Raw genomic sequence first — 26,695 nt, 5'->3', positions numbered from 1 at the left:
AAATAACGAAAGTAAATATTGTCAGTTTATTTTTAAAATTAAAAATGCATAAATTTATAAATAATAAATATCTAATTACGCGCAAACTACAGTATTAATTTGCTTGGTGATTTATAGGGTACGCCATCCTTGCATAAAAATGCAGATGAAGTCTTTACAAAATCACTTGAGTGCTTAAAGATGACAAAAAGTCGACACTTTTTCTCAATTTTGAGCATTTAGGGAAGAAAATTGGCATTTTGAGGCAGGTTTGCCACTTAAGACTGACGTAAATTAGCGGTGTTACGTATCAATTGGAGATTGTGATGAAGCATTTACATAAGTGGATAGTCGGAATTGGATTATTTACCGCAGTATTAGGGTCGGTGCAGGCCATGACCATATCGAGCAAAGATATTGGCGAAGGTCAGCAATTATCTAATCAATTTGTTTTTAATGGGTTTGGCTGTACAGGCGCAAATATTTCGCCCCAACTTGCTTGGCGCGATGCCCCTGAAGGCACGAAAGCCTATGCGGTGACGGCGTATGATCCCGATGCACCCACGGGCAGCGGCTGGTGGCATTGGGCAGTTTATAATATTGGTGGCGATCAACAGCAATTAGCGCAAGGTGCGGGTTCTAAAGCCAATGCATTACCTAAAGGGGCGATTGCGCTAAAGAATGATTTTGGCACCACCGACTTTGGTGGTGCCTGTCCGCCACAGGGGCACGGAATGCATCGATATGAATTTACAGTGTGGGCGCTACCGTCGCCATTAGAGTTACCTAAGGATGCCTCACCCGCGCTGTTAGGCTTTATGCTCAATGCACAAGCTTTAGGGCACGCTAAGCTGACCGCAGTGTATCACCGCTGATATTACAGGGCTGATGTATGATCCGCATGTTTGAATACGATTCGAAACAGGCGCAGTCACTCTCACGGGTGCCTGTGCATCAGCCCTCGATTATTAGAGTGATCCAAGGGGAAAAGTCGTTGCTTTGGCAAGATGATACCCTCGCCGTGAATGCGGAACAGCTATTATTGTTACCCGCCGGAAGCCATATCAGTTTCGTCAATCGGCCGATGAGCGGACGTTACCGAGCGGTGCAACTCGTCTTGCCCTATGAGTTGCCCTCAGGCGTTACGCTGGCGGCAACCGATAGGATGATGCCAAAGCCTACACAAACGATCTCACGCTCGGTCGATTTTGCCTGGAATGCGTTACTGCATAGCCTGACCTTGGCGCTGCCCACATCGGTGCAGATGCATTATTTAGCCGCATTATTGTTAAGTTTGCCGCAGCAAAGGAGTGTTAATTGGCTTTATGGGCATAAGCAATCGAGTGTCACCCAAGCCGTATTGGCAATACTGAGTCAACATCCTTCAGCCCCGTGGCAGCAAGAGGAAATCGCCGACAAGTTGCATATGAGCAGTGCAAGTTTAAGACGTAAACTGGCGCAGGAAGACACTAGCTTTAGGCAATTGCTCGCCGAAGTGCGCTTATGCCAAGGTTTAGCACTGTTGCAAAACTCTAGCGATTCAGTTTTACAAGTCGCATTGTCTTGCGGGTACTTGTCAGCAGAAAAATTTTCGACACGCTTTAAACAAACCTTCGGCCTAACACCCGCCGCGTATCGCCGTACCTTATGAGCAATCTGCGCAGTTGAGAGGAGTGCCATCCTTGGCTGGGTTTTGGTTAACCTTTCCAGTTTAAATCGAAGTCGTAGCGAACCCCGATAGCGATACTGTTATCTGTATCTCGGTTGTCATTGTCTTGATATAAGTATTCTGCATGTAGGCGCACATTGGCGCTGGGATTCCACTCTATTGTGGTATTAACGCCTTGATAGTTAAGACTGCTTGAGTCGTTTATCCCATCGTCGAATCGGAAGTAACCCAGCTTAAGCTTATAGTCCTGGCCGAGTGGCAGGGCGAGTGCACTATCGAGGCTATAGCCCTCTCTGTCTTCGCCTTGATTGAGTTGGTAGTCCTTATATTGATAGGCAACGGCAAGATAGACACCATTGGTAAAGCTATAAGCCATTGCAAAGCCAGTAGTATTTTCTTTGCCAGTATTAAGATTGGACTCGAAAGTATCCTGTTCTAGGTAACTTAGCCCTAGGTGTAACTGTTGCCAGTCAAAGCCAAGCCCTGCGTTCAGCATATCGGCACCACTGTTGGCCTCTTCGCTCTTAAATTGCGCGGATCCCATAAGGGTAAAATAGCCGATTTTTGTTTGATAGAGCGCGAGATTATCCGTAAAGAAAGGACTCTCCTGATTGTAGGCGAAAGGCGAGTTGGCATTATTGAAGATGTCAGTATATTCGGCGACTAGGCTATATTGTACGGGGCGTTGACGGCCGAGAGTGAATTGTCCCCAAGGAGAGCTTATGCCCGCAAAAGCTAAGCGTGCATCACCAAAGCTACCATCACCGTTCAGGTTTATTTTCCATTCCCCCTGTGCCAGCAATGCCCAGCCGGGAGCGAATTCAGTTTTACCTTTAATCCCTATACGTGAGAGTGCATCTCCGACATCCCAATCGTCGCTCAAACGACTATCGCTGTAGACCAGCGTGGGTCTCAGTGAGCCGTAGAGGCTAAGTTCGGTATTTTGCAGTTGAGTTGTTTGTTGCTGTTCTATGTGTTGTAGGCGGCGATCGAGTTGTTCCCAATCACTATTTTCTGCGGCCATAGTGGCAAAAGGCAGCGTGAGACCGAGTAGCAGTAGTGAGGTTTTATTCATAATTTCCCCTTATTTTAGGGTGTAACGGGTTTTTAAGATGCAACTAGCCCTGACCTTAAAGATCGCGGACATGGGTGTGGGTGATTCCCCCCGAATGGGGGGATACTGGCGTTATTGACTCACTTGGAGTTGCAGTGACCCCAAGTCGTCAGCTTTTACTTGCTTTTAGGTAACTTCTGGAACCAGAGATTGTGGTGTTGCTTAGCCCAGTTCTCATCGCATTGTCCCGTGAGCATGCATTCCATACCGCCTTCAGAAATCACTGTTGCCATATAGATATGTACGACGGTAAATGCCCCTAGCACGAAAGCGCTCACGAGATGCAGGATTAAGGCGAGATTGGCGCCATCTTTGGTTGCGACCAAGCTTGGGAACATCAAGACCACACCGGAGCCAATCATCAGAGCGCCAAACAGGGCAAAACACCAGAACCAGAGTTTTTCGCCTGCGTTAGCAAAGCCTGCATCAGGGTGCTTACCTTTGAACGAGCCGAAGTTGAGGTAGCCGCCGAGCGCCTTAAACCAGCCTAAGTCGCAGGCTTCAGGGAGTTGTTTGTTGGCCCATTTCACCACCATAACTAACCAACCTAATATAAAGGGAAAGGCCATAAGGTTATGAATGGCTACAGAGCTACCGATAAAACCGATCCAACGTTCTGCTCCCATATTCGGTTCTAACCAAAAACGGCCTGCGATCATCGCCAGTCCGGTGCCGATCAGCAGTAGGCAAGCGATTGCGCCTATCCAGTGGAACAATATATCCATTCCACTCCAACGGTTGACTTTATGGCCAGAGAAACCTTGAGTCAGTTTTGCCTTGCCATTGATTAAAACAAACAGGGCTAAGACGAAAAACATCCCAAAGAAACTGTAGGTCAGTAGATCGGCCCACCAAGTCGCAGGAGCGAGCGTTTCGAGATAGCCTTGATTGACTTGGGCCAAGGGCGCAGGAAACTCAGGCTGTAGTGGCATTCCACGAAGTTCAGGAATATCCCCTTGAACGGCGATTTCCTGTATGGGTTGCCATTGTTGAGGTTGGGGCATTAACGTTTCGCTCGCCAGTAACGGTAAGCTGTAAATGCCAGCAGTAAGACTAGTGATAACAGTGATTAATCTTTTCATATTATATCCTTAAGCATCGAGTCGAGGCTTTTCAGATGGGGCATGGGCCCCTGCAATATTTAATCTGTTCGCCAAAAAGTCGGCTAGTGCCTTGGCATAGCAGTCCCAAAACTTGAGCTGAGCATGGCGTGACATTCCGTCTGTGAAATATTCAAACCAAGTACCGAGATGTTGTTGTAAAAAACACTGTGCCATCTGGTTCAACTCATTGGCTATTGTGGGGTTGGTATTGCTATGGTGATGGCGTAGGGCTTCGGCACAGAAGAGAAACTCCATTTCATTGCCAATATAATCAGCAGGTTCATTGAGTTTGTTATCTATTACTAGGCCTAGTTTTTGGTAAAACTTGGCCACAGTACTGGTGTTGTCGGTGTTGAGTTGCCTTCCCCCATCGCGATACACAGACTCATAGGGGGGCACTAACAAGCGTGTCGGTCCTATACACATGCGGTTATAGTCACATTCGAGCTCTATCGGCTCAGTCAACCATTTACGAGCCTCCTGCAACAGCATGGGATATTGCTGGTTATGCTCTAACCAAGTGATCAGCAGTTGCAGGGTCTCGGGAGACGAAGGGGTGAACAACATTCCCTTGAACGCCTGATAACCTGCCGCTACTGGACCAAAATCCGTTGATGTCATAGCCGCTCCTTAACAATGACCATGTTAGGTTTGGTGACGCAGTTACCGTAACCAATCCCTTGCTTAGAGACTGAAGGTTTTTGAGCGAGTAACTGATTGATACGGTCGGTATCGAGACATTTTACGGGGCAGCCATCGACGCACGCAGGCTTAAGACCTTGGTCGATCAGTTCAATGCACATATTGCATTTAGCGGCTTTACCATCAGTTTTAAGCATGACGACGGCATCGTAAGGGCAGGCACTGACACACAGGCCACAACCTGTGCACTTGTCGCGGTTGAGTACGACGAGCCCGTCACTGCGTACTGTATATGCTTGGGCAGGGCAAGCAATTAAGCAGGCTGGATTACCACAGTGCATACAGGAGTGGCTTAGCCATACGTCTATTGCACCGTCATCGCACGGCACTTCGTATCTGTCGACTTTACGAAAGCGTACGTCTTCTGGGAGTTCATTGTGGATTTGGCAGGCAATAGTGCAGGCTTGGCAGCCAACACAGTTTTCTTGTCTGAAGACGAATCCGAGTTGATGTTTATTTTCCATGGGGTTCTCCATCAGGCTTTAGCCAAAGACACGCGGGTTGAATGGTAGGCAGAGCAACCACCCATGTCGGTCAATCTGTCTGTCGTCAATGAGTTAGTGCAACCCTCAGTGCCGTTAGGATTGAGTCTGAGCCAATTACATTTAGGGCTCATCAAGGTCCCTTGAGGTACGCCAGTGGTTATCATGGCTACAAACTTGGCCTCACCGCGGTGATTACTGAGTTGAACTCTGTCGTTGTTTTTGATGCCGTAGGTTTTTGCATCTTCAGGATTGATTTTTACGTAGTAGGCGGGAATGGCACGAATGTATTTTACATTGTAGAAGGAGCTATTGACCCGCTGTGGAACACCTGATGAGAGTAGGCGGAAGGGAAGTGCTTTTTCTTTGGCTTCCATCTCATCTTCGGGCAAACCCCAATCGAGTACAGGGTGAAAACCTGCATCGGCCATGAGCTGAGAACTAAATTCAATCTTGCCACTTGGCGTATCGTATTTACCATCGGCGAGTACAGGCTGGGGAATGTCTAACTTAATGTATTTTTCCTTCATCAAACGCTCGTAACTGACACCTTTATAGTAAGGCGAATCGGTCGTTAACAACTCGCGAATGATGTCATCGTTACTGGCTTTGAAGGCGGGATCTTCAAATCCCATGGCTTGGCCTAATTCACGGAAGAAGGTCCAGTTACACTTAGATTCTCCCAAAGGTTCAATGACTTTCTGACAAACTTGCACATAGTAGCCGTGGTAGTCGCCGACGATATCATCGGTTTCAAATTGGCTGGCCGCAGGCAGGATAATATCGCAGTACTGCAATGAGTCAGTCATGACCATATCATGGCCGACCACAAACAGATCTTCCCGTTTCATCCCTTCGATAACGGCATTGGTATCCGGTGCCACAACGACAGGGTTACCGTTATAGATAATCATGCCGTGGATGGGTTTACTCGGTTTGTCATGGCTGGTGGGATGCGTAGGATGTAGCGCCTTGGCTAGCTCCGTCATATTGATCCGCTGCGCATCAGGATTGGAGCGCATATATTTACCGCTCGCTTGATACTGATTGAGTCCGCCACCTGCATGAACGTTATCGTAAATTAATCCGTTACCACGTTTACCAAAGTTTCCTGTAACGGCGAGCAACATGGCTACGGCGCGTGACATACGGGCACCGTTAAAGTTACGTTGGAAACCATAGCCCATACGCAACATGGTTTTTTCGTTTTCGCCTAGCACCTTGGCAAATTCAAACATTTTTGCCCGAGGAACCCCTGTGATCTTCTCTATTTCGTCGTAACTGATCTCGTTCAAGCGTTGCAATAAGGCGTCGTAGCCAATGGTTTGCTCTGCGATAAACTTATGATCGACAAGATCTTTCTCTACAAGATATTTCATTATGCCCGCGCAGAGTTGTACATCTGTGCTGGGGTGAGGTTGTAGGTAAATATCTGCCTGTGAACATAAAGGGGTTCGCTGTGGATTGACGGCTAACAGCTTGGTGCCGCGGTCACGGGCTTGGTTAATGAGTTTGATAGCAATAGTGTTAGAAACAACTTCATCATGTCCCCAGGTGAGGTACACATCGCTGAGTAAGATATCCTCAGGATCTGGGCCGAGGAAGGTGCCATACAAGGATTCGAGCCCATCATAGGCGGCATAGGTACAGACTTTACGTTCAAGAATAGAGGAGCCGATACGGTTCCAGAAACGCTCACCGGAAGCGGACATTCCAATGGCGCCATAATTGCCAGAATAGCTATAGGGAAGAATGGCCTCTGAACCGTGCTCTGCAATGATCTGTTTGAAACGACTAGATATTTTACTGTAGGCGTCATCCCAACTAATACGGCGCCATTTACCTTCGCCTTTGTTACCTACACGCTCCATTGGATGTAGTATCCGGTCGGCGGCATAGGTATACTGAACGTAGCTTTGACCTTTCAAGCAGGGAGCTAAACCTGTTTTAGCTTGTTCTTCTGCCCCGGATACATAGGTCATGCGACCATCTTGCACTCTAAACTTGAGTAAACATCGGGCTGCACAGTTGCGTAAACAACTATGATAAACAACATCTCCATTTCGTTTTGCCAATAGACCTGTATTGGCGCCTTGTTGCTTGGCATGTGCTATGCCGGGGGTTAAGCCTGACAGGGAGGACAGTACAGCGCTTGCTGCAGCTCCTTGTAAAAACGTGCGTCTATCGATTTTCATCGTCATCACCCACCATGATTTGAACCTTAGGTTCGTTTTGATTATTGGCTTTGTGCCTTTTATATCGCCGGGAAATCGGCATGCCCCGAGAGAATCCCAGGGCGAAATTACTTACATCACATAGGTTTGCAGTTGGTTTTGCCCATTGATCAGGCTGATGGTCAACAGTTTGCCATCCTGTACTAACAGTCCTTGCGGATTGTTCGTGCCAGCCAGTTTGGCCATAGGTGTTACTTCGCCAGTAAGCAGATTGAGCTTAAGTACCTCGCTGCCGTCATTGTTGAGGACCCAAGCTTGCTCGCCTTGAACGCTGATGCCTGTTACTTGAGGTAGTGCAGGGAGTCCTTGCAAATTTGATTCGGCAGAGAGCGTCATATCTGTGCGGTCAAAGCGTGATAACACTAAGTGTTCGTTGAGTGCATCGCGGGTCGTAACCGTGACAAATTGTGCGAGTGTGCTGCTGTAACCCAATGCCAAGCTGTAGCTGGTTTTAGCGCGTACTGTGCTGAACTGGCCGCGAGCGGTTTCACCTATGCCATCGCTACTTTGGTTGAAGCGGCGATAGTTCATTTCCCAGTTTTGTGTTGGATCGAGAGTTAATTCCGCCCAAGCTTTATTGAAGCCCATCACCAGCAAGCTGTTGGCGGAAGTAAAGGCAACCCCATGAAGCGTTTCAATATGCAGCATATACATGCCATCAATCTGCGCTTTACTGAGAATTTGCATTTTCTTATCAAGGATATAGACCCAATTATCTGTTGTCGTTAGGGCATAAATCTCTGCGTCAGCTTGATAGTCAATGGCAGTCACACGTCCACTTATCTCCGATGGCAGCACTTGTTCAGCGACTAATTTCGCTCTAGGAGCCTTAGCAAATAGCGGTTCAGTTGGTTGCCAAGTCTCAATATCAGGATTATCAATGGCGTAAGCACCGCGAGCATTAGGTGCATAAGTTGGCCAGTGGTCGAGTTCCCAACTCATGTATTGAGGATTAAAAGAGACTCGGCCAGGGCTATCTTGACCTACGAAGGGAAGGGGGCCCGTTTGCGTAAAGGCTTGGACAATATTGCCACTGATCACGACTAGGAATATCCCACAGGCAACCTTAGGAAGCGTATCGAGTGGTTGCTTGCCGTAGCCGTTATTCGGGAACTTATTGCCAAGTGTGAGCATGAGTAATGCCACCACAATAAGCACGACGACAAACACGAATAACGCCCAAGTATAGGTATGAGCTCCCATGATTTTCAGTGAAAAACCTTGGCCAATATCACTGCCTAAATTGATCGAGGTATGAACTGAGGCCATAAAGGCACCATATATTCCAAGCCAAACTAACGCGGCGATATATTTAGGTTTTAGGCCAAAGCGAACGATATAGAGGGCTGTTAGCGCCACTAAGATCATGGCTGTACGTTCTTGCCAGCAGAAAGCACAAGGGTTATCTAAATAAATAAATCCGAAAATAAAACAAGCAATACCAACGGGTAATGCCATGATAATAATAGAAGCAAATGAAGCTAGCTTGTTAAATAAATGCTCTTTCATGGTAGCCCTTTAGTAATTGCCGATAGGAAGTAAAATGCCCCAAGACATCATTATCCAAATGAAGAAACTTAAACCAATGCAACCAAATAATAATTTGTCTGCGAGCGACTCTTTTTCTGGTTTTTTTAACACCAGATAAGCGGCAAATGCCGTGATGCAAAAAAGTGTGAACTCCATTAACTACCTCTTTATTGACGTGTGACTTATCTCTTAATTAGCTGAGGCTAATCGCCATTCTCTCTCTAATCCATAAACGAGTTTTGATTTAACCCAGTTGAATGCTGGTGAGTTATTTATATTTCCATAGAGAATGTAATTTCCAACTGCTCTTTGTTCACTGCGGATTTCTTTAATATCGTTAATCATTTCATCTGTTAATCTTCGATAATTAACCGAGGGAATCATGTCGACAAATTGACGAGTAAATTGATTACAACTTAACGTGATGCTGTTAGATTGAGCGAGCAGTTGCATGGCGGTTGCTACACTGTCGGTATAACCCGCCACATCCATTTGTAATCCATTGTCACGACAAAGGTTAACCAATAGCGGACAACTGAGATCGTTATAGTTATCAATCTCTAACAGTGGATAGTTTGATAGTTGTTCCAATGACATTTCACCCTCAAGAATGGGGTGATTATGATTGGCTAAGATGTAGATATCTCCAGTTTCGGAGAAGATTTCATTATTAAGTCGACTATCATCGAAGCCTTCGTACACAACAACAAAATCAATATCACCTGTTATTAACTCATTGTTGCAATCGTGACTTAAGCTACGGACATCGAATCTAATATTGGGTGCTTCAGGTTGAATATAGTTTGAGATCACTTTATGAACAGCATAAACAAACTCGTCATAGGCGCGTATTACAAAATGGCCACCAGATTCACTTGGAGTGAAAACAGAATGTTGACGTTCGAGTAGTTGATATTGTTCAACAAGATACTTGGCGTGCGGAATGAGCTCTTCTAACTTTTTAGTTGGAATTAATCCATGTGATTTACGAATGAATAGTGAGTCCATGAATATATCGCGTAGTGCATTTAATGTACGCGTGACGTTACAGTTTGATAGACCAAGTTCTGTGGCGGCTATATTGGCTTGACCATTTTTATAAACGGAAAGTAATACTCTAAGCTGAAGGTAATTAAGATTATCTATTTTCATTTTGGTAAGTTCTTGGCTTTATTTTCATATCACTATGAGCTCTTTGTAGGCTTGTTGCCAAGATTAATATGGCATTATGTTCTGGTTAATTCTGTTATTTATGAGTTTCATCCTGTTTTTAAGTGATTGAAATAACCTTATTTCTGATGGTGAAATTTAATTTTTCTGGGTTTTATTAGTGAATGTGTGAATGAGTTCAGGAATAAAGTTGAAAGATATGTCGAGATAAAAAATTGTGACATTCGTACTTGTGTTGTCTATTGGTGTGTCGTAGGAGGATGGGTTAGGCTAAATAACCATCGATATAAAAGCGTGATTTCAGAACGAATGCTTGCTTTATTCTTAAGCAAAAGTGTGGTTACTTATCCTTAATGCTAGAGGTTTGCTAATTTAGAAAAGTCGCTATGAGTTGCAGTATTCGTATCGCATTTAGGGCTCACTTAACAGGAGGTATTTATGGCAGAAGAGCAATTCACTGAAACTGGTTTTTGGAACAAAATCAAAATGTTTGGTCGCCAGGCTGGGCGTGAGGTGGTTGAGCGTGCTTTGTGGCTTTACTATGCTGCGCAAAAGCCTAATACACCTACGTGGGCCAAGTCGGTAATTTTTGGGGCCTTGGCGTATTTTATCTCGCCTTTAGATGCGATTCCCGATTTAACGCCGTTAGTCGGTTTTACTGATGATTTAGGGGCGTTAGCGGCGGCGTTGACTATGGTAACGCTTTATATTGATGATGAGGTTAAATCACTGGCTGCGGCTAAGTTAGCGTTGTGGTTTGGCGATGAGCCGACAACGCCTAAATCCTGATATCTCTGAGCATTAAACCTTAAAAATATGATTTTATTAGTGGTTAATGAAGATGAGTTGGCTTAGTTTTTTGAGGGTAAAAAAATTTTCTGTTAAACGTTTCACTATTACGCAATTGCGCTATATGCTAGCGCTGTTTTGTGAACCCATTGTGTGTGTTTAGGCAAATAAATGAAAAATATTATGGTGGTGATCCTGTGGTTGATAGGAGTCTCTGCCGCCACTCCCGTGTTCGCCGATAAGGCCTCGCCAGAACAACTCGCTCGTCTGTACCTCGATTTTATGGCTCAAACTAGTCGTCAGAGTGAAACTCTGTGGCCGGGATTTCGTCTCGACGATAAAGTCCACCTCTTCAGCTATGCGGGCAGTGTTTGGTTACGTCAGCCCGGTGGTGAGATTATTAAAGACAACAGTGTGTTAGAGTCAGTTAACCTTCACTCTGGTCTATCAGTTAATTTTGGTTTTCCTCAGTATCAAGGGTTGGCTGGTGTGTTGATCCAGCTCGAGTCTCCCACGATTCAATTTGATAGTACGACAAAAACTGCCGATTTGCCTTTCGTGATTTGGGCTGGCAATAGTGTGCATGAGGCGTTTCATTTTTACGCTCAATCCGAGTGGCGTGTATTAGAGGACGCTCGCCGCTATGAAGGGGAGGTCTACCCGCTTAATTTTGATGCGCGCTATTACCGTCTTCAGTTATTCAACTCGCTCATGTCAGCCTTAAAACAGCCCGAGCAACAAGCATTGTACTTAGGCCATGCTGCTTACTGGTTGCAGGCATGGCGTCAAACGGCGCCTAACGAAGATAAAGTCAGTTATGTGAGTGATTTAGTCGAAGGCAGTGCAAAATACGTTGAGTTGATTGCGGGCGCGCGCTTCCTGAGCCAAAACCAAACCTATCTCGGTTATCAACAGATACTGCTGCAATATGTGCAGGATTATTATCAACAGCTGCAAATGCTTGGCGGTTGGACGGCCGAAGCTGAGAATATCGGCGCACTTGCGGGAATACTGTTAGATAGCACCCAAGATGCCTATGTGTGGAAAGAGTCAGTGATGTCGGGCATGTTGCCTGTGGATTTACTACTGGGTCGCATTAAGCCGATTACTCCACCGGTTGGGCAAAATAGTGCACAGAAGAAACGTCTGCAAGATATGCTGGCTTACTATCCGTCGACTGATCAAAAATTGGCTCAGCTATTGCGAGATGTGCAGGACCCCAAGGTGCCACTATTGGTCATGCCGAGCGTAAGCGATAGCAGTAGTTTTATGGATGTGGGGGAAGTTCGTTCCGGGTTTTATGTTGTGCCTTATCAAGAGGAAATGACTCAGGCTTATTTAGGGATGAGTGTGCAATTTAGTAACTTAAATGTCAGTGGTAGCCCCTTGTTGGATGTGCCTTTGCAAAATTATTGTGAGGGCATTGAAGCCGCAACTCTGTTACCTTTGGGGTTTACCTTCCAACGCGAAGGTCAGTATCTGGTGTTTAATGAGCCGGAAATCCACGGAACAATAAGGGTTTCTGCAAGTGTTGTTGAGGGAAGAACCCTCTACTGTGCGATGAATTAATATGAGAAAAAATCAGCTCGAATTTACCTACATGCGTGGCATTGCGATTATTTTTATCGTGCTTGGGCATAGTATTTACAACTCTGAGGAAGGGTTTCCGTTATTGCTGGAAAATTTACTCAGAGGTGGCACGGCGCTGTTCGTGTTTATCTCTGGTTATTTTTTCCATCGGATTTTTTATAAGGACTTCGATTACGGTAAGTTCATGAAGAATAAAGTGCAAAATGTGCTTTATCCTTTCTTAGTGGTTTCTGCTGTTGGCTTATTCTGCTTGAGTTTGCGCTGGATTTTTATGGAGCATCAGCCACTTGAACAGTTGTTGCTCAGTATTTTTTATACCGTACGAAATGGTTACATCTTGTACCCGCATTGGTATATCCCTTTTATCATGGCAGTGTTTTTATTGTCGCCAGTATTTTTATGGTTTATTCGCTGCTCACAGCAAATGCGTTGGACGCTATTTGTACTGAGTTGTGTGGCGGCCATTTTGCTCCACAGACCCATAGGCAACGTTAACTTTATTCATTCAGTCGTTTATTTTATGCCTTTCTATTTGATTGGTATTTTATATTCTCAAGATGAACATCTTGTGTCGCGCTATGGTTCCATTTTAAGTGCGCTAGCAGGGATTTTCCTTATCGTGAGCTTGGTCGAACAGAGTTATATAGTGCAGCATGTGGGTAACTATCATAAAGCACCGTTTGAATATAACGGCATCGACTGGCAGTTTATCCAAAAACTGAGCCTGTGTGTGTTGGTGCTTAACTTCTGTGATTGGTTGTCAAAACGTAGTCGCTTACCTTGGCTTATCGAAATCGCCGAAATGAGTTTTGCGATTTTCTTTATCCATCCGCTGTTCGATATGTTGTTTAATACCACTGCAACGATATTCCGTTTACGTTTTCCGCCTGGGTCTGCTATCACGAGTATTCTGTTCTCGGCAGCGATTTTTCTCTTCCTGATGGTGGGTAGTATTATCACGGCACGCTTTATCAAAAAACGTTTAGGTAACCGTTCTCGTCTTTACATCGGTTGGTAATCCTTCACAAGCACAGGGGAATTAAGTTTAAATTTATTCCCCTGTGTTAGCGTGTTTTGCATTGAATTTCCCATGGAAAACATAATGCAAACTATCACCTTAGCACGTCTTGGAATTGTCGGCCTATGGATGGCAACGCCAGTATTTGCCAATGCGACTTCCAAACCTGTACTTGCCGTAGAACAAGAGACTTTCTTCAATCAATTAGCCGCCCATTGCGGTAAAGCGTTTGCGGGTAAAGTCGTCTCAAAGGACAGCGCCGATGCGGCTTTTCGTGATAAAGCGCTGGTGATGCATGTGCGCGAATGCAGCGATACTGAGCTGAAAATCCCATTCCATGTGGGAGACGACCATTCCCGTACTTGGGTGATCACTAAAACGGATCAGGGGTTAAGGCTAAAGCACGATCACCGCCATCAAGATGGGACTGAAGATAAAGTCACTATGTATGGTGGCGATACCGCCAGTATGGGAACCAGTCAAAAGCAATCATTTCCCATCGATCAGGCATCGATTGATAACTTTATGCAAAATGGCCTAACCCAGTCTGTCACCAATGTGTGGCATATAGAAGTTACGCCAAACACCTTCAGTTATTTACTCACTCGGGAAGCTCGTCATTTTCAAGTGGATTTTGATCTAACCCAACCGCAGCCTTTACCGCCAGTTCCTTGGGGACATGAGTAGGTTAAAGCGTAATTAAAACAAAACCTCTGAGCTTTTCGAGTTCAGAGGTTTTCTTAAAGCGGTCTTGTAATCTTAGTTACCCCTAGGCTCGAAGGTAAAAGATTGTCCCGCCAGTGCGGCTTCAAACATTAGTCCACCCTTGGCAACGGTAAAGACCGCCATGCCATTGATATAGGCTGCGGTGGCAGATTGATTACCACCGGCTTGACCAGCGCCTGCCGAGTTGCCTGTTGTGCCCGCTTTGGCGTTAGCACCCATATTAATGGCAACGGCGGAGGCTTGGGCATCAAACTCAAAACTGCCACTGGTGAACTCATTGTAGGATTTGGCATCTTTAAAGAAGATGATCTCACTATAGGCTTGTCCACCTAATTGAAATCCAATAGATAGCTGGGTTAGGCTGGAGTCTCCCATATATTGCCCCGCTTGAAAGACGCGACCTTTGCCGTAGGCGGCGCCAATACCAATCCCACCTTTGCCAACTGTTGGAAAGAGGGCGTAGCCATAGGCGGTATCAAAAAATTTGCGGGTTTCCTTGGCTTGGTGAAAATTTTTTAAAGCCTCAGTGTAACTATCATCTGCTTGCGCAGCTGGTGTCAGTAAGCTGGCAATCAAGCAGGTCGATGCGACAACAAAAGATAAAATTGATTTCATGGCGTTCCTCCTTAAGTCTTGGTTCCATCAGACTACCCTTTGTTGTCACAAATGACAGCCTAAAGCTGCGTTAATGTCAGCTCGGATTCAGTTTTTCAATAAGACATGTTGCCAGTTTTGATTGCTAAGCGATGGTTTAGTTCTGAGGTGGATTGGGCGTGGTGGTCGATTTTTCCTTGCTATCGTTCGATTCTTGCTGCAGTTGCTGAATAAATTCAAACTCCTCGGGGGTGAGCACTCCTGAAGATGAAGATTCAACTTTGGGTTTGGGCACTGATAAATGGCCTTTCAAATACGCTGTGCGAGTGATCTGCTTTAGACCATAGGCGGCAAGTAAGTAGAAACTTAATAGTAAGCTTAAGCGGGGCAAGGCGTGGGATAAGGCTGAAAGCGAGTCGCCTAGATAAAAAGGCAGTACAACCACAAATACACGCAGTAGCCAGTTAAATAACATCGCTAAGGTTAGGCCAAATAACCAGCGGAAACGGATGATTTTCAAGGTGTCCTGTGGTGCATCGCTCAATGGCGGTTGACTGACTTTATATTGTTTAAGTAGATGCCAAAGAGCGACAAAATAGGCTGCTGTTTGAGTAAACAGCAACAACGGCATTGCTAAACTCCAGTGGCTGAAATCGATTGTCAGCGGATTATTAAAGAATTCAGCCTGAAACCAAATGGCGTTTTTATGTAAGTTGAGCCGCAAAGTAATATCTATAACTGCAAGCAGTAGTGTGATAATCGCCGGCCAATAATGCCATGAAAAACCAATAGGCTCAGTATGTTGCTCTAAACTGCGTTTGCAATAGAGGTAAAGCAGTGGCATGAGTAAAAAATAAATCGGGGCAAGCAAATTAAATAATATGTGGATAGGAATTGGCGTGTTATCACGGTTAAGCATTCCCGTCAGAAAATACAGTGCGATGAGACTTAGAAAAGCCGCCAATAGCTTTTGATTATTGTCCGAATGATAAAAGTAACGAATATAAATAGCTAACGCGAGGCAATGTAAGCCACCAAATAGGGATAACCACCAATAGGCTTGAGCAAAAAATGTATTAAATTCGTTCATTTTGTCACCTCGACGACCTGTTATATCAGGGAAATTCGAGGCGAAAAAGCATTCCTAGGTATTTTTCTGTGAAATGGCGATGCGTTGATGACGATTAGATGCGGCTTCGGGGACTGACGCAGGTACGGGATGACGCTCGGCCAGTAAGTGTTTGATTGCACGAATGGGATGCGGTAACAGCATTCTCGGCCCCGCGAAAATCATGATCTCTTTGACCTGCGCCTTTTGGGCGGGCTTGTAGCAATGCACAGGGCACTTATTGCACGTAGGCTTATCTTGCCCATAGGGACAACGGTCGAGGCGAACGGCTGCATACTCTAGCAGTGCTAAACATTCTTCACACAGGCCGGATGCCGTTTGGCCTTGGTGCTTAGCTTTGCAATAGATCTTCGCCATCGCGCTAATGGTTTGATGCTCGAAGCGCAGTTTGCCTGTGAGTAGGGCCGCTGAGTCCATGGGAATACCTTAGTCTGTTACTCGGATAATCCCATCATAAGCAGCGGCACTGGCTTGTTCAAAACGTAAGTGTCAATTTATGAAGATGCGCACAAAATAAGACTTTAAATGTGCATTACCTTATCGGCATCAAGTGTCCAGCGGGTGAGATCCTGTAAGGTGCCAATTTCAGCGCCTTCGAGCAGCATATCCGTATTCACTCCCCGCGCTTGAGCGCAGGTTTTACACAGTAAAATCGGGACTTGCTGAGCACTAAGGATCTCAAACATTTGCTGCAAGTTATAGCTTAAATCAGGCGTTGTCTGCTGTTTAAGTGCCCCAAATACCGCATCTGACATTAAAAAGATTTTGAGATCAACATCTTGCTCGGTTTGATCCTTGAGGGCTAAAGCAATGCGCAGGCTGTTAAACAGTTTTTCTGTGCCGTATGGACTCGCGTGGGCAACAATAAGAATTTTTTGCATTAGGCTTTCCTTAATTTTTTGCAAACGGTCATAAACCTTAGCAGTTTAGCCGAATTGCTTATATCGATTTGCGTGCAAGATCGGATAAAACGGCATAAATACTTGATTTACCCAGATACTATGGACTTTAATAGCGGTAAATCACTGCTCAACTTTTGGACAAAACTCCTTGTCAGTCGCAGACCACTGAGTCGTTCTGGCAAGCCAACTGCAATAGCTTCTAACAGGAAGCAGCCATAAAAGGTGAAGAAGAATGAAGGTCATTGTCGTTTTAATACTGATCGTTATCGGAGTGTTTTTATTTCGTCGTGCCCAGCGCTTGGCGAAGGAAGAGCAAGAGGCAATGATGGCAAAAAAAACAACTGAAATGACAAAGGATACTAATTCTTTCCCAGAAGTGGCTGAATCTACGCCCGAAGTTACTCCTCCAGTAAATAATACGCCTGAAGACGCTTCTGCTACTGTGAAAGCGCCTGAGATTGAATTAATGCCAAGGGAAGAGGAGCATCAGCCTAGCCGCGCCGAAATAGTTGCAATAAGTGAAGATATTATCGATGTCGATATTCCCGCTGTGCCCAATGAAGACCCTGTGATTATTTTGGCCGACGCCTCCGCAAATATTGAGAAAGAGGCTGAAATTAAACCTGTATCCTCCGAGGCCGAAGGCCTTGCGACACCAGGCTCATGGGCGAATGTGACATTGCAGCGTGCGTTCGAAGGTTATCAAAGTGCAGATAGCGAACTTGCGCGTTATAACGCGCTACAGGACGTGATTGCCGAGTGTTATAAGCAGCGAAAATCGACTGACTATTTAGCCTATGGTGCAGCACTGTGTGAGCTTTATCTGGCATTATTCCTCCGAGCGAATGCCACCAAGCCCAAACAGGTTGAGCTTAAAACCACAGGCTTTATGCAACTTGCAACATTATTAAATGATACTCAAGCTTTTAACGAAGCTATCGCGCTCTGTCAGCAGGCTGTCTCACTTGGCTTAACCGACGGTACTGTCACTGGATTCGAAGGCCGGATCAGCCGTATTGAGAAGGCGCAGGCAAAAGCTGCAACTGCATAAAAGTTGATAGTAAGAATGACTATGTTGTCATGGCGTAAGGTTAAAGACTCTGGCATAAACTGGTTAATTCTAGCGCCTCAAATGCCCATAACCTAAAAGCGGTTATTTAACGGCTAAAAGCCGTGTAGAATCCGGAGACTTACCGCGCAAAAGGCGAACTAAGGTTCGCTTTTTTTATGAGCTATTTTTATGAAGTGTGTTGCGAGTTTCTTGAATCAAATCGTCAAAATGAAATTATCCTTGGTTGTCTTATTTGCCAGCTTGAGCCTTGGGCTGACAGGTTGCACTAAAACCCCGGAATGGACGCTATTTTATTATCCTAAGGCGATCTCGCTGCCAACGACGCCGTTACAACCTGATGATATCAATGGTTATTACGACACTCTCGAACAATGCCAGCGCAAAGCCCATGGATTACAGCGTTTAACGGGGTCAGGTATGAGTGGCTTCGAGGCCAGCGGCGCCGGCGTATATCAATGTGGCCAGCAGTGTGAGTTGAACGATAAGTCCGTGCTGGTGTGCAAGCTGCTCACTCAATAGGGAATGTATTGATGAAGTTCAAACAGGATTTTTTCACCCAATTGCCTGAGTTTTATTCCCAAGTCTATCCGCAGGGCATTAGTAACCCCCATTGGCTCGCTTGGAGTGACGATGCCGCGTCATTAATTGGCTTAAATCAGACAACAGATGAGTTATTACAGGGCTTATCGGGTAACGCGGCTGTTGAAGGTGCAAGCTATTATGCGCAGGTTTATAGCGGGCACCAGTTTGGTGGCTATACCCCTAGATTAGGCGATGGGCGCTCGATTATTCTCGGTGAAGCAATCGGCCCTAATGGTGCATGGGATGTGGCACTCAAAGGCGGCGGGCCGACCCCTTATTCTCGTCATGGTGATGGCAGAGCCGTAATGCGCTCTGCGGTGCGGGAGTTTCTCGTTTCTGAGGCATTGCACCATTTAGGTGTGCCAACGACCCGTGCCTTGGCGGTGATCGGCTCTGATATGCCCGTTTGGCGCGAGAGCCAAGAAACCGCAGCCATTACTGTGCGTTTGGCGCGCAGCCATATCCGTTTCGGTCATTTCGAATTTTTCTGCCATAGCGAGCGTGGTCAAGCCGATAAGCTGACGCAATTGCTCAACTTTACCTTGAAGCAGCATTATCCGCATCTGAGTTGCGATCTGGCGGGTTATAAAGCTTGGTTTTTACAGGTGGTGCAAGATGCCGCTAAGCTCATCGCCCATTGGCAGGCTATCGGTTTTGCCCACGGGGTGATGAACACCGATAATATGTCGATTCTTGGTGATAGTTTCGATTTTGGCCCGTTTGCCTTCCTCGATACCTTCCAAGAAGACTTTATTTGCAATCATTCCGATCCAGAGGGGCGTTATGCCTTTGGGCAGCAGCCCGGCATTGGGCTGTGGAACCTGCAACGTTTAGCGCAGGCGTTGACGCCTGTGATCCCGTCCGATGATTTAATTGCCGCTTTGAATCAATATCAACATGCTCTAGTGCAGCATTATTTGATGCTGATGCGCGCTAAGTTAGGACTCGCTGAGCGAGCGGATTCGACAGCCGAGCAGGATCAACAGGACTTAGAACTCATTGGCCGCTTTACCGTGTTGATGGAGAAAAATCAGCTGGATTACAGCAACACTTGGCGTCGATTTGGTCAGCTTGATCCTAGCAGTGTGCACTCGCCTTTGCGGGATGATTTTATTGATCTCAACGAGTTCGATACTTGGTATCAGGCATATCAGGTGCGGCTTGGTAAGGTTACTGATGTTGAGGCGTGGCAGCAGGCGCGTAATAACATCAATCCCAAGTATATTTTGCGCAACTATTTGGCCCAAGAAGCGATTATCGCCGTTGAAGAAGGGGATCTTGCGCCGCTACAGCGTTTGCACCAAGTGTTGCGTCAACCGTTTAGCGAGCAAGCTGAGCATGACGATCTGGCCAAGCGTCCTCCGGATTGGGGGCAAGGGCTGATTATGTCGTGCAGTAGTTGATGGAAGTAAAGATGAAATTAAACGCCATTCAGTTAGATAGCGCCGCGTTAAGCTTAAGTGTGAGCGGTGATATCGATTTTGATCATTTCGAGGCCTTTGCCGAGCCGTTAGCCCATGCTTTAGATTGCCGCGTGCGCGAGCGTCAATGGGGAGCCGATCGTCATCAATGGTTATTGGAGTTTGAAGGTACACCACTTTGGCTCAATTATGAGTTTTACGGCAATATCTGTTGGCTGAGTGTGGAGCGTGAGGCTGATGTTGAGGTGCTAGAATACCTTGCCACGCTGTTAAGCCGCCACTTATGAGCGCGCCACCATTTAATGAGAGAGTTCCAATGAGCCTAGATACGTTAAATCAACACCAAAGTGCTATCGATAATGCTGATTCGGGAGCGGCTTTTGCTTTTCAAGCTCTAACACCGGATTTGATTTTAGATGCTATCGAAAGTCTTGGCATTTACCCTGAAACGGGCCTACTTGCACTCAATAGCTACGAAAACCGCGTGTATCAATTTCGCAGTGATGAAGGGCAGCGCTATGTAGTGAAGTTTTATCGTCCAAATCGTTGGACCGATGCGCAAATTCAGGAGGAGCACGATTTTGCCCTCGCGCTTGCCGAGCAGGAAATCCCGATGGCGGTGCCAGCCTTAGTGCAAGGGCGTACCTTGCACCATTTCCAAGGTTTTCGGTTTGCACTGTTTCCTTCCATCGGTGGTCGAGCCTTTGAGGTCGATAATTTAGAACAGTTGGAATTTGTTGGCCGTTTTATCGGTCGTATACATCAGTACGGCGCGCAGTCGGTTTTTCATGCCCGCGAACCGCTCAATCCGCAAATCTTAGGCGATGAGCCTTTGGCGTGGTTGAAACAATCAGAATTAGTGCCGACTTCTCTACGGGTCGCCTTTTTCACTGTGGTCGAACAAGTGCTGGCGAAGGTCAACACCGTTTGGTCGCAGCAATGTTTCAAACCGATTCGCTTGCATGGCGATTTACACCCAGGGAATATTCTTTGGACACCCGATGGGCCGGGTTTTGTGGATTTAGACGATGCCCGTATGGGACCTGCCATTCAAGATTTATGGATGATGTTAACGGGGGATAGGGCGCAGCAGCAACTGCAACTCGAGGTATTGCTCGAAGCCTATGAGGAATTTTGTGAATTCGATACGCGGCAACTGGCGTTGATTGAACCCCTACGCGCATTACGGATGGTGCACTATAACGCTTGGATTGGCAGGCGTTGGCAAGATCCGGCTTTCCCTATGCATTTCCCATGGTTTGGGGATGAAAATTATTGGGAGCAGCAGATTTTGGCATTTAAGGAGCAACTCGCGGCACTTAATGAACCACCGCTAAGTTTGATCCCTTATTAAATGTGTGAACAGGGTGGGATTTACGTGGCTCTCTTGCCTAACGGATTGAACTCTCAGCTTGAGTTACACTCAAAAAATGAAATATGTTAGGCTCCAGCTATTTTAGATAATTGATTTAAGGAAAATTCATGAAAAAAGCATTACTTATGGCGGCAGCGCTGTTATTGGCTCCATTAGCGGTTTCGGCAGCGGAATACAAAGAAGGCGTACATTACACTGTGATTAATGATGGTCCCGCGACAGCTAAACCTGAAATCACCGAGTTTTTCTCTTTCTATTGCCCACATTGCTACAACTTTTCGAAAACGGTTGTGCCTAAAATTTTGGCTGAAAAGCCAGCAGGTGTTGAATTTAACCAAGCCCACGTTGATTTTATCGGCAAAGAAATGGGCGTAGAGATGTCACGCGCTTTTGCGGTTGCTCATCAACTCAATGTCGATGAAAAAATCGATGCGGCTTTATTTGCTGCCATCCATGACAAGAAACAACACTTTACTAGCCGTGACGATGTGCGTGCCTTATTTGTGGCTAATGGCGTTGATGGTAAAGCTTTTGATGCCGCAGCAGATTCATTTATGGTCAAAGCCCAAATGGCGAAAATGAAGCGCGATACTGAAAACGCGAAACTTTCTGGCGTGCCTGCGATAGTGGTGAATGGCAAATACCGTGTTGAAACGGGTGCGATTAAGTCCTATGACGAGCTATTAGACATTGCGTATTACTTAGCGAGAAAGTAATTATCTTAGGATTGCGGTGATTTAGTCATCTAATTGCAATCTAACTCATTGATAATGAATAAGTAACACAAAAGGAGCCGAGCGCTCCTTTTTTATTGGCCGCATCAAATTGTCCACGATACGTTGAACCAGTTTTGCGGAGAATGCGTATTAGGATTTAGGCAAAAAAAAACCGTACTTCCGATAATGGAGAGTACGGACTTGAGCCATATGGCTCATTTTTACCCTGAGTAACACGGATGATTTTAGATAAGCGTCAAAATAATGTCAATAGTCAAAATATTGACACTTGGGTTTGTGTTTATCATTGCTTTATTTTTATAAATTAAATCAATTTGTTATTTTGTATTTATTGTAAGTTTTGAAAATAATTCTTTATCGATGAAACTCAATTGGACATCTTTCTGTCAAATGACTGTGGTCAATAACAACAAAAATGCCTGTAGGGGGTTATATGAGAGTTTTCCCTGTCTACGCACCTAAGCTTATTGTTAAGCATGCGCGTATTTTTCTCACTGGCGTGATATGGGTAAAAGACTTAGGTCGATTGGAATTTGAAAAAGGAAGATTTTTATTACCGAGAAAAAGCCTGCCAAAAGTAAAGCAGGCTATCTTAGAGCTGAACGAATTGATTGAAGCGCAGAATCATCAAACTAAAACAGCTTAGATTTCACTATTGAGCAAGCCAACAAGTCCGGTAACTTTCTCGTTCCAAGAACTCAGTTCTTGCTGCAATTGTTGGTTTTGCTCACTTAATTGTTGGTTTTGCTCACTCAAGGTTGACGTCTTTTGCTTCTCTTCCTCTAGCTCCATTTTTAGAAGCTCGATAGTTTCGAGTGTAGCCTGGATCTTGGTTTCCAGTTTGGACAGTAATTCAAGGCTCATCTGGAGAGTCCTATAGTTTCTGGATGGGACTGTGATTCTAGCAGTGCCAAGAGCATAAGGAATAGCAGTCTTTGCCGTTTGGCTAAAAAATACCCTATAACGGAGTGCTAATTTAAGTTTTTTTGCATTTGTTATTAACTCGTTAGTATTCTTGGTTTTATTTATTATCGGAATGGCCCATGACATCAAGCCTGCTCGCCATAATTCCCCTGTTATTAACCTTAGTGTTAGCCCTATGGTTGCGACGTACCTTAGTTGCCCTAGGTGTTGGTATCCTCTCGGGCGCCTTGATTATTGCCCACTTCAATATACTGCAAAGCTTAAGTTATCTTGTGGAGATAGGCGTTAAGCAGTTTTATAGCCAAGATGCATGGCAATGGTGGCATTTAAACGTGCTAATGGCCATGTTATTGCTGGGGAGCATGACACATCTACTTGCCCGAAGTGGTGCGGTAGGGCAGTTCGGTGACTGGTTATATCACCGTATTCGTACGGGCCGACAAGCGCGTATTGGTGTCGTATTGCTGGGTTGGTTAGTGTTTATTGATGGCATTTTTAGCTGCCTTGCCGTAGGGCATGTGTGCCAACCGTTGAGCCAGCGTTATGGTATTCGTCAGACACAACTGGCTTATTTGGTTGACTCTAATGCGTCGCCGCTTTGTTCACTCTTGCCTTTTTCTAGCTGGGGGCCCTATGTGATGGCGCTACTGGCGGGACTCAGCTTTTTACCCGTTTCAGCCCTTGAAGCCTTTATCGAGGTGGCCTTATCCAATTTTTATGCGATTACGACTTTAGGTTTGTCGTTGATTGTGGCCTGGTTTGGGGTCGGATTTAATCCTATGGAGAGGGCTGCGTTGGGAGCTGAGCCGCTGGATACTGATCATGTTGAAATTGTATCGCCTAGCACCCAAGGGAATCCTTGGCTGTTGTCCATTCCGATGCTGACCTTACTGTGCGCCTCTGTCGGTTTAACTCTCTGGTCTGGCGCGCAGCAGGTGCCGTCATGGGATATTTCGGCCTGGTTAGCCAGCGCTGATATTGGTGCTGCGATGCGTGATGCGTGTTTGTTATCGACGTTAGTGACTCTAGTGTTGTTGCTGCTGTCGGGCCGAAGCATTGGGAAACTGCTGGGCGATCTAGCCCATGGGGTTCGGATGATCGCCTTTGCTATCGCGATTTTACTCTGCACTTGGATGATAGGTGCTGTAATCCAAGATCTGGGCGTGGCGAGTTTATTGGCCGATTGGGCAAAATGGTATTTATCCCCCAGTTTGCTGGTGGCGGGGATGTTCCTGCTTTGCGCTATCATGGCCTTTGCCACAGGTTCAAGCTGGGGAACCTTTGCGATTATGATCCCCATCGGCGGAGAAATCGCCCATAACATGGATGCCAGCTTGCTGTTACCTGTATTAAGTGCGGTGATGGCAGGCTCGGTGTTTGGCGATCATTGTTCGCCAATTTCCGATACCAGCGTGCTGAGCGCGACCAGTTCAGGCTGTTTACCCCATGACCATGTGGTGACTCAACTGCCCTTTGCATTAATTGCTGCTGTTGCGGCATTAGTGGGATTTCAGTTAGTCAATTTATCTGTGGCAACTGTGTTTGTATGGTGTGGCGTGATATTTACGGCGCTAGGTTTGCTCATGCTCATGACGCGCTTTTATCCACCCTGGGTGGGCGCTCGTTCGCAGACAAACTGAGCCTTTCGGGGTAAAATGGTCACAGAATTAACTATCTGATTTAAGAGATTATCCCTATGAGCATTACCCGTTTAGATGTTGGTACACGTATGAGCAGCATAGTGATCCACCAAGGCACCGTGTACTTATGTGGCCAAGTGGCGAAGGATAAGTATCAAAACATCACCGAACAAACGACGACTATGCTAGAGGAAGTTGATACCCTGTTAGCGCAGGCGGGCAGTTCCCGTGAGCACTTGTTGTCAGCCACTATCTATCTAAAGGATATGAATGACTACGATGCCATGAATGCCGTTTGGGACGCTTGGGTACCACAAGGTCATGCACCAGCCCGTGCCTGTGTACAGGCGGCGATTGCCGAGCCCGAATATTTGGTTGAAGTCTCTGTGATTGCGGCTGTAGCCAAGGCGTAAACCGCGATCGACAGCTAAGTCAGTCGTAAAGCCAAGTTAATACTTGGCTTTATTCGTCATCAGGTAATTGCTGCCAGAGATTCTGGTGTCATATCCGTCGCAACAACGCGATTTTCAATTAAAACAAGATCTTCAGTTAGAAATAGCGAGCCAGATTTGCCGGAATATTTGGGCTGTGCGAGGCATAATGTGCCTGCAACTCTTGGGAGATGGCTTCAATATTCAGTGTTGGTAAATCTTGCGCTATGATGGCCGCAGCCCAAGATGCGTGGAGCTTGAGTTGAGTATAATGTTCAGTTTCAATAAACCGTGCCAACGAATAACGGCTGCCGCCTAATCCGTGCCCCCAACCTTCGCTAACGTCAAAGGGGGAATCGAGTCGCTTGCTATCAAACTCCACCAAGTAGGGAGATTGGCCGTGGTGACCACCAGTCCAATCGCCTAATTCCAACAGCAGAATCATCCTTGCCATTTATTTTTGCTCCTTTGTTATTGGCTCGCAATCATAACACGGCCAAAACTAGCAGCGGGATCCGTGGGCGTTATGGCGATAATGCTATCTAGCCGCAGTATTTGCTGGCCCGCTTGATGTTCAACGACCAGCCATTCAGTCTTATCTGCATGGGTCTGAGTCGTAATTGCCCGTGCTTGGCACTGGCTGCCGTCCTGTAACTCAATCTTGAGCCAATAGCTCCGAAGGCAAGCCAGCTCAAGGTAGTCATAATGGGCACAGGGGATCATTTTATAGTCAGACATCATCTTTCTTCTCAGTTGAATGATTTAGGTGCAATTCAAGGTCTCATCACTCAGTGATAGGAGGATTGAATATGAAATGCATCTTACTCGTTGGTCTTTTGTGGTTGCAGTGGTGGCAACCTGTATTTGCTCAGACATTGGCCCCATTTCAAGCGCAGAGTGCCGTGACCCGTCCTTATATTATCGAACTTTACACCTCGCAGGGATGCAGTAGTTGTCCGCCCGCCGAAGCTTGGTTATCTGGGCAGTTTAACCAGACCGATTTATGGCAGAAATATTTTCCGCTAGCCTTTCATGTGACCTATTGGGATTACCTTGGTTGGCGGGATATTTTTGGTCAAAAAGCATTTAGTGAGCGCCAATATCAACATTTAAACCAAAAGCATACACGGCAAGTGTATACGCCACAGTTTGTGATTAATGCTAAGGAGTGGCGTGGCTGGTTTTCGGGTGAATTAACCGAGCTTTTTGCTGTGCCTCAACCTGAGGTGGGTGTGCTTAAAGTGCGTATCGCCAACCAGCAGCTTGAGGCGAGTTTTGTGCCACAGCAACCTTGGGGGCAGCATAAAGATCTGAGTCAAGCACGTTTACAGTTAGCACTTGTCGGCTCAGGGTTAACTAGTGACATTAAACGCGGTGAGAATCGCCATAAGCAGTTAACCCATGACTTTGTTGTATTTAGCATGCAATCAATCCTTGTGAGTGTCCGTGCGACGGAGTTTGTTGCATCAGATTCAGCACTGTATTTTGAGCAATATCTCAATAGCATTCCGGCTACGGCGCAGAAGGCGCCTCATTTAGCTTGGGTGGTGTGGTTAACGCTAAATGAAGAGCCCATACAAGCCGTCGGTGGTTGGCTTGAGGCGAAGCAGGGGGAAATCCAAAGTCAATAAGGGAAGTAGAATCAACCTATTCAAGATTACGGCAAGCTAATAAGACATTTTTGCTGGGTTATTTTATCGGCTAAGACTTTTAGATGAATCTCACCTATTGACTTTATTCCTGTCGCTACCTAGTCTGCTTGTTCAGTAATCAAGGTGGTAT

General features: G+C 45.9%; 30 protein-coding genes. 16 read left to right on the top strand and 14 right to left on the bottom strand.

What is annotated here, in order from left to right:
- Window positions 1-305: 305 nt before the first annotated feature.
- Entirely contained in the window at window positions 306-854 is a 549-nt protein-coding gene (locus tag MMG82_RS06120) for a YbhB/YbcL family Raf kinase inhibitor-like protein (protein WP_055647895.1), read from the top strand.
- A 17-nt stretch (window positions 855-871) separates the two neighbouring features.
- A complete protein-coding gene (locus MMG82_RS06115; RefSeq protein ID WP_241406617.1) occupies window positions 872-1,630 on the top strand; it encodes an AraC family transcriptional regulator in 759 nt (252 codons plus the stop codon).
- A gap of 46 nt (window positions 1,631-1,676) precedes the next feature.
- Here MMG82_RS06115 and MMG82_RS06110 read toward each other — a convergent pair whose 3' ends face one another.
- The 7 genes from MMG82_RS06110 to MMG82_RS06080 form a co-directional block, all read right to left on the bottom strand.
- Window positions 1,677-2,723: a porin gene (locus MMG82_RS06110; RefSeq protein WP_241406616.1), complete on the bottom strand. Its 1,047-nt coding sequence runs from the start codon at window positions 2,721-2,723 to the stop codon at window positions 1,677-1,679.
- A gap of 155 nt (window positions 2,724-2,878) precedes the next feature.
- A complete protein-coding gene (locus MMG82_RS06105) occupies window positions 2,879-3,844 on the bottom strand; it encodes a formate dehydrogenase subunit gamma (RefSeq protein ID WP_037413783.1) in 966 nt (321 codons plus the stop codon).
- A gap of 9 nt (window positions 3,845-3,853) precedes the next feature.
- Window positions 3,854-4,486, bottom strand: a complete 633-nt coding sequence (locus tag MMG82_RS06100; RefSeq protein WP_172590235.1) for a molecular chaperone TorD family protein — start codon at window positions 4,484-4,486, stop codon at window positions 3,854-3,856.
- Window positions 4,483-5,031, bottom strand: a complete 549-nt coding sequence (locus tag MMG82_RS06095; RefSeq protein WP_203432354.1) for a 4Fe-4S dicluster domain-containing protein — start codon at window positions 5,029-5,031, stop codon at window positions 4,483-4,485. The genes MMG82_RS06100 and MMG82_RS06095 overlap by 4 nt, the downstream gene beginning before the upstream one ends.
- Before the next feature lie 11 nt (window positions 5,032-5,042).
- Window positions 5,043-7,244, bottom strand: a complete 2,202-nt coding sequence (locus MMG82_RS06090; RefSeq protein ID WP_241406615.1) for a molybdopterin-dependent oxidoreductase — start codon at window positions 7,242-7,244, stop codon at window positions 5,043-5,045.
- 111 nt (window positions 7,245-7,355) lie between these two features.
- Complete coding sequence (locus tag MMG82_RS06085; RefSeq protein WP_037413776.1) at window positions 7,356-8,792, bottom strand: disulfide bond formation protein B; 1,437 nt, start codon at window positions 8,790-8,792, stop codon at window positions 7,356-7,358.
- Window positions 8,793-9,002: 210 nt separating this feature from the next.
- Window positions 9,003-9,965, bottom strand: coding sequence for a LysR family transcriptional regulator (locus MMG82_RS06080; protein ID WP_144375660.1), 963 nt, complete (start codon window positions 9,963-9,965; stop codon window positions 9,003-9,005).
- A 456-nt stretch (window positions 9,966-10,421) separates the two neighbouring features.
- Between MMG82_RS06080 and MMG82_RS06075 the strand changes: the two genes are divergently transcribed.
- The 4 genes from MMG82_RS06075 (at window position 10,422) to MMG82_RS06060 (ending at window position 14,067) form a co-directional block, all read left to right on the top strand.
- Entirely contained in the window at window positions 10,422-10,772 is a 351-nt protein-coding gene (locus MMG82_RS06075; RefSeq protein ID WP_037413772.1) for a YkvA family protein, read from the top strand.
- A 171-nt stretch (window positions 10,773-10,943) separates the two neighbouring features.
- Window positions 10,944-12,341, top strand: a complete 1,398-nt coding sequence (locus MMG82_RS06070) for a hypothetical protein (RefSeq protein ID WP_241406614.1) — start codon at window positions 10,944-10,946, stop codon at window positions 12,339-12,341.
- A 1-nt stretch (window position 12,342) separates the two neighbouring features.
- Entirely contained in the window at window positions 12,343-13,380 is a 1,038-nt protein-coding gene (locus tag MMG82_RS06065) for an acyltransferase (protein ID WP_144346579.1), read from the top strand.
- Between the two features lie 129 nt (window positions 13,381-13,509).
- Entirely contained in the window at window positions 13,510-14,067 is a 558-nt protein-coding gene (locus tag MMG82_RS06060; protein WP_241406619.1) for a hypothetical protein, read from the top strand.
- 72 nt (window positions 14,068-14,139) lie between these two features.
- Here MMG82_RS06060 and MMG82_RS06055 read toward each other — a convergent pair whose 3' ends face one another.
- The 4 genes from MMG82_RS06055 to MMG82_RS06040 all read right to left on the bottom strand — a co-directional run bounded on the left by MMG82_RS06055 (window position 14,140) and on the right by MMG82_RS06040 (window position 16,710).
- Window positions 14,140-14,721: a lipid-binding SYLF domain-containing protein gene (locus tag MMG82_RS06055; protein ID WP_224021209.1), complete on the bottom strand. Its 582-nt coding sequence runs from the start codon at window positions 14,719-14,721 to the stop codon at window positions 14,140-14,142.
- Between the two features lie 136 nt (window positions 14,722-14,857).
- Window positions 14,858-15,790 (bottom strand): hypothetical protein, encoded by a 933-nt coding sequence (locus MMG82_RS06050; RefSeq protein ID WP_169547629.1) that lies wholly within the window; start codon window positions 15,788-15,790, stop codon window positions 14,858-14,860.
- A gap of 54 nt (window positions 15,791-15,844) precedes the next feature.
- On the bottom strand, window positions 15,845-16,246 hold the full coding sequence (locus tag MMG82_RS06045; protein ID WP_241406613.1) for a nitrous oxide-stimulated promoter family protein: 402 nt from the start codon (window positions 16,244-16,246) through the stop codon (window positions 15,845-15,847).
- A gap of 104 nt (window positions 16,247-16,350) precedes the next feature.
- Window positions 16,351-16,710, bottom strand: coding sequence for a DsrE family protein (locus tag MMG82_RS06040; protein WP_047534199.1), 360 nt, complete (start codon window positions 16,708-16,710; stop codon window positions 16,351-16,353).
- 253 nt (window positions 16,711-16,963) lie between these two features.
- Between MMG82_RS06040 and MMG82_RS06035 the strand changes: the two genes are divergently transcribed.
- The 7 genes from MMG82_RS06035 (at window position 16,964) to MMG82_RS06005 (ending at window position 22,564) form a co-directional block, all read left to right on the top strand.
- On the top strand, window positions 16,964-17,782 hold the full coding sequence (locus tag MMG82_RS06035) for a hypothetical protein (RefSeq protein WP_241406612.1): 819 nt from the start codon (window positions 16,964-16,966) through the stop codon (window positions 17,780-17,782).
- Window positions 17,783-17,971: 189 nt separating this feature from the next.
- Complete coding sequence (locus MMG82_RS06030; RefSeq protein ID WP_241406611.1) at window positions 17,972-18,322, top strand: hypothetical protein; 351 nt, start codon at window positions 17,972-17,974, stop codon at window positions 18,320-18,322.
- 11 nt (window positions 18,323-18,333) lie between these two features.
- Entirely contained in the window at window positions 18,334-19,788 is a 1,455-nt protein-coding gene (locus MMG82_RS06025; protein WP_241406610.1) for a protein adenylyltransferase SelO, read from the top strand.
- Window positions 19,789-19,799: 11 nt separating this feature from the next.
- A complete protein-coding gene (locus tag MMG82_RS06020; protein WP_144375669.1) occupies window positions 19,800-20,093 on the top strand; it encodes a DUF3630 family protein in 294 nt (97 codons plus the stop codon).
- Window positions 20,094-20,122: 29 nt separating this feature from the next.
- Window positions 20,123-21,160, top strand: a complete 1,038-nt coding sequence (locus tag MMG82_RS06015) for a serine/threonine protein kinase (protein ID WP_241406609.1) — start codon at window positions 20,123-20,125, stop codon at window positions 21,158-21,160.
- 128 nt (window positions 21,161-21,288) lie between these two features.
- The gene (locus tag MMG82_RS06010; protein ID WP_047534208.1) at window positions 21,289-21,897 is read left to right on the top strand and encodes a thiol:disulfide interchange protein DsbA/DsbL; all 609 of its coding nucleotides are present in this window, start codon (window positions 21,289-21,291) and stop codon (window positions 21,895-21,897) included.
- A 454-nt stretch (window positions 21,898-22,351) separates the two neighbouring features.
- Window positions 22,352-22,564 carry a DUF1107 domain-containing protein gene (locus tag MMG82_RS06005; protein WP_011070699.1) on the top strand — a complete coding sequence of 71 codons (213 nt, stop codon included), beginning with the start codon at window positions 22,352-22,354 and terminating at the stop codon, window positions 22,562-22,564.
- Here the strand turns inward: MMG82_RS06005 and MMG82_RS06000 are convergent.
- Entirely contained in the window at window positions 22,561-22,782 is a 222-nt protein-coding gene (locus tag MMG82_RS06000) for a cell division protein ZapB (RefSeq protein ID WP_037413745.1), read from the bottom strand. The two genes, MMG82_RS06005 and MMG82_RS06000, sit on opposite strands and share 4 nt — an antisense overlap.
- Before the next feature lie 179 nt (window positions 22,783-22,961).
- Between MMG82_RS06000 and MMG82_RS05995 the strand changes: the two genes are divergently transcribed.
- A complete protein-coding gene (locus tag MMG82_RS05995; RefSeq protein WP_241406608.1) occupies window positions 22,962-24,482 on the top strand; it encodes a Na+/H+ antiporter NhaC family protein in 1,521 nt (506 codons plus the stop codon).
- A 56-nt stretch (window positions 24,483-24,538) separates the two neighbouring features.
- Entirely contained in the window at window positions 24,539-24,895 is a 357-nt protein-coding gene (locus MMG82_RS05990) for a RidA family protein (RefSeq protein ID WP_037413739.1), read from the top strand.
- A gap of 136 nt (window positions 24,896-25,031) precedes the next feature.
- Here the strand turns inward: MMG82_RS05990 and MMG82_RS05985 are convergent, their stop codons facing one another.
- A complete protein-coding gene (locus MMG82_RS05985) occupies window positions 25,032-25,367 on the bottom strand; it encodes a hypothetical protein (protein ID WP_047534218.1) in 336 nt (111 codons plus the stop codon).
- Between the two features lie 17 nt (window positions 25,368-25,384).
- Window positions 25,385-25,651: a Rho-binding antiterminator gene (locus MMG82_RS05980; RefSeq protein WP_047540106.1), complete on the bottom strand. Its 267-nt coding sequence runs from the start codon at window positions 25,649-25,651 to the stop codon at window positions 25,385-25,387.
- A 71-nt stretch (window positions 25,652-25,722) separates the two neighbouring features.
- On the opposite strand from MMG82_RS05980, the gene MMG82_RS05975 reads away from it, so the two are divergent.
- Window positions 25,723-26,544, top strand: a complete 822-nt coding sequence (locus tag MMG82_RS05975) for a DUF1223 domain-containing protein (RefSeq protein WP_241406607.1) — start codon at window positions 25,723-25,725, stop codon at window positions 26,542-26,544.
- The last annotated feature ends 151 nt before the right edge of the window (window positions 26,545-26,695 follow it).

It is taken from the genome of Shewanella sp. MM_2022_3, assembly GCF_022557375.1.
GTDB classification, from domain to species: Bacteria; Pseudomonadota; Gammaproteobacteria; order Enterobacterales; family Shewanellaceae; genus Shewanella; species Shewanella xiamenensis.
This window is presented reverse-complemented; position numbering and strand designations above follow the sequence as displayed.

Coding starts and splice junctions, on each gene's coding strand:
- MMG82_RS06120 (WP_055647895.1), top strand. CDS start 306: ATGAAGCATTTACATAAGTGGATAGTCGGAATTGGATTATTTACCGCA.
- MMG82_RS06115 (WP_241406617.1), top strand. CDS start 872: ATGATCCGCATGTTTGAATACGATTCGAAACAGGCGCAGTCACTCTCA.
- MMG82_RS06110 (WP_241406616.1), bottom strand. CDS start 2,723: ATGAATAAAACCTCACTACTGCTACTCGGTCTCACGCTGCCTTTTGCC.
- MMG82_RS06105 (WP_037413783.1), bottom strand. CDS start 3,844: ATGAAAAGATTAATCACTGTTATCACTAGTCTTACTGCTGGCATTTAC.
- MMG82_RS06100 (WP_172590235.1), bottom strand. CDS start 4,486: ATGACATCAACGGATTTTGGTCCAGTAGCGGCAGGTTATCAGGCGTTC.
- MMG82_RS06095 (WP_203432354.1), bottom strand. CDS start 5,031: ATGGAAAATAAACATCAACTCGGATTCGTCTTCAGACAAGAAAACTGT.
- MMG82_RS06090 (WP_241406615.1), bottom strand. CDS start 7,244: ATGAAAATCGATAGACGCACGTTTTTACAAGGAGCTGCAGCAAGCGCT.
- MMG82_RS06085 (WP_037413776.1), bottom strand. CDS start 8,792: ATGAAAGAGCATTTATTTAACAAGCTAGCTTCATTTGCTTCTATTATT.
- MMG82_RS06080 (WP_144375660.1), bottom strand. CDS start 9,965: ATGAAAATAGATAATCTTAATTACCTTCAGCTTAGAGTATTACTTTCC.
- MMG82_RS06075 (WP_037413772.1), top strand. CDS start 10,422: ATGGCAGAAGAGCAATTCACTGAAACTGGTTTTTGGAACAAAATCAAA.
- MMG82_RS06070 (WP_241406614.1), top strand. CDS start 10,944: ATGAAAAATATTATGGTGGTGATCCTGTGGTTGATAGGAGTCTCTGCC.
- MMG82_RS06065 (WP_144346579.1), top strand. CDS start 12,343: ATGAGAAAAAATCAGCTCGAATTTACCTACATGCGTGGCATTGCGATT.
- MMG82_RS06060 (WP_241406619.1), top strand. CDS start 13,510: ATGGCAACGCCAGTATTTGCCAATGCGACTTCCAAACCTGTACTTGCC.
- MMG82_RS06055 (WP_224021209.1), bottom strand. CDS start 14,721: ATGAAATCAATTTTATCTTTTGTTGTCGCATCGACCTGCTTGATTGCC.
- MMG82_RS06050 (WP_169547629.1), bottom strand. CDS start 15,790: ATGAACGAATTTAATACATTTTTTGCTCAAGCCTATTGGTGGTTATCC.
- MMG82_RS06045 (WP_241406613.1), bottom strand. CDS start 16,246: ATGGACTCAGCGGCCCTACTCACAGGCAAACTGCGCTTCGAGCATCAA.
- MMG82_RS06040 (WP_047534199.1), bottom strand. CDS start 16,710: ATGCAAAAAATTCTTATTGTTGCCCACGCGAGTCCATACGGCACAGAA.
- MMG82_RS06035 (WP_241406612.1), top strand. CDS start 16,964: ATGAAGGTCATTGTCGTTTTAATACTGATCGTTATCGGAGTGTTTTTA.
- MMG82_RS06030 (WP_241406611.1), top strand. CDS start 17,972: ATGAAGTGTGTTGCGAGTTTCTTGAATCAAATCGTCAAAATGAAATTA.
- MMG82_RS06025 (WP_241406610.1), top strand. CDS start 18,334: ATGAAGTTCAAACAGGATTTTTTCACCCAATTGCCTGAGTTTTATTCC.
- MMG82_RS06020 (WP_144375669.1), top strand. CDS start 19,800: ATGAAATTAAACGCCATTCAGTTAGATAGCGCCGCGTTAAGCTTAAGT.
- MMG82_RS06015 (WP_241406609.1), top strand. CDS start 20,123: ATGAGCCTAGATACGTTAAATCAACACCAAAGTGCTATCGATAATGCT.
- MMG82_RS06010 (WP_047534208.1), top strand. CDS start 21,289: ATGAAAAAAGCATTACTTATGGCGGCAGCGCTGTTATTGGCTCCATTA.
- MMG82_RS06005 (WP_011070699.1), top strand. CDS start 22,352: ATGAGAGTTTTCCCTGTCTACGCACCTAAGCTTATTGTTAAGCATGCG.
- MMG82_RS06000 (WP_037413745.1), bottom strand. CDS start 22,782: ATGAGCCTTGAATTACTGTCCAAACTGGAAACCAAGATCCAGGCTACA.
- MMG82_RS05995 (WP_241406608.1), top strand. CDS start 22,962: ATGACATCAAGCCTGCTCGCCATAATTCCCCTGTTATTAACCTTAGTG.
- MMG82_RS05990 (WP_037413739.1), top strand. CDS start 24,539: ATGAGCATTACCCGTTTAGATGTTGGTACACGTATGAGCAGCATAGTG.
- MMG82_RS05985 (WP_047534218.1), bottom strand. CDS start 25,367: ATGGCAAGGATGATTCTGCTGTTGGAATTAGGCGATTGGACTGGTGGT.
- MMG82_RS05980 (WP_047540106.1), bottom strand. CDS start 25,651: ATGTCTGACTATAAAATGATCCCCTGTGCCCATTATGACTACCTTGAG.
- MMG82_RS05975 (WP_241406607.1), top strand. CDS start 25,723: ATGAAATGCATCTTACTCGTTGGTCTTTTGTGGTTGCAGTGGTGGCAA.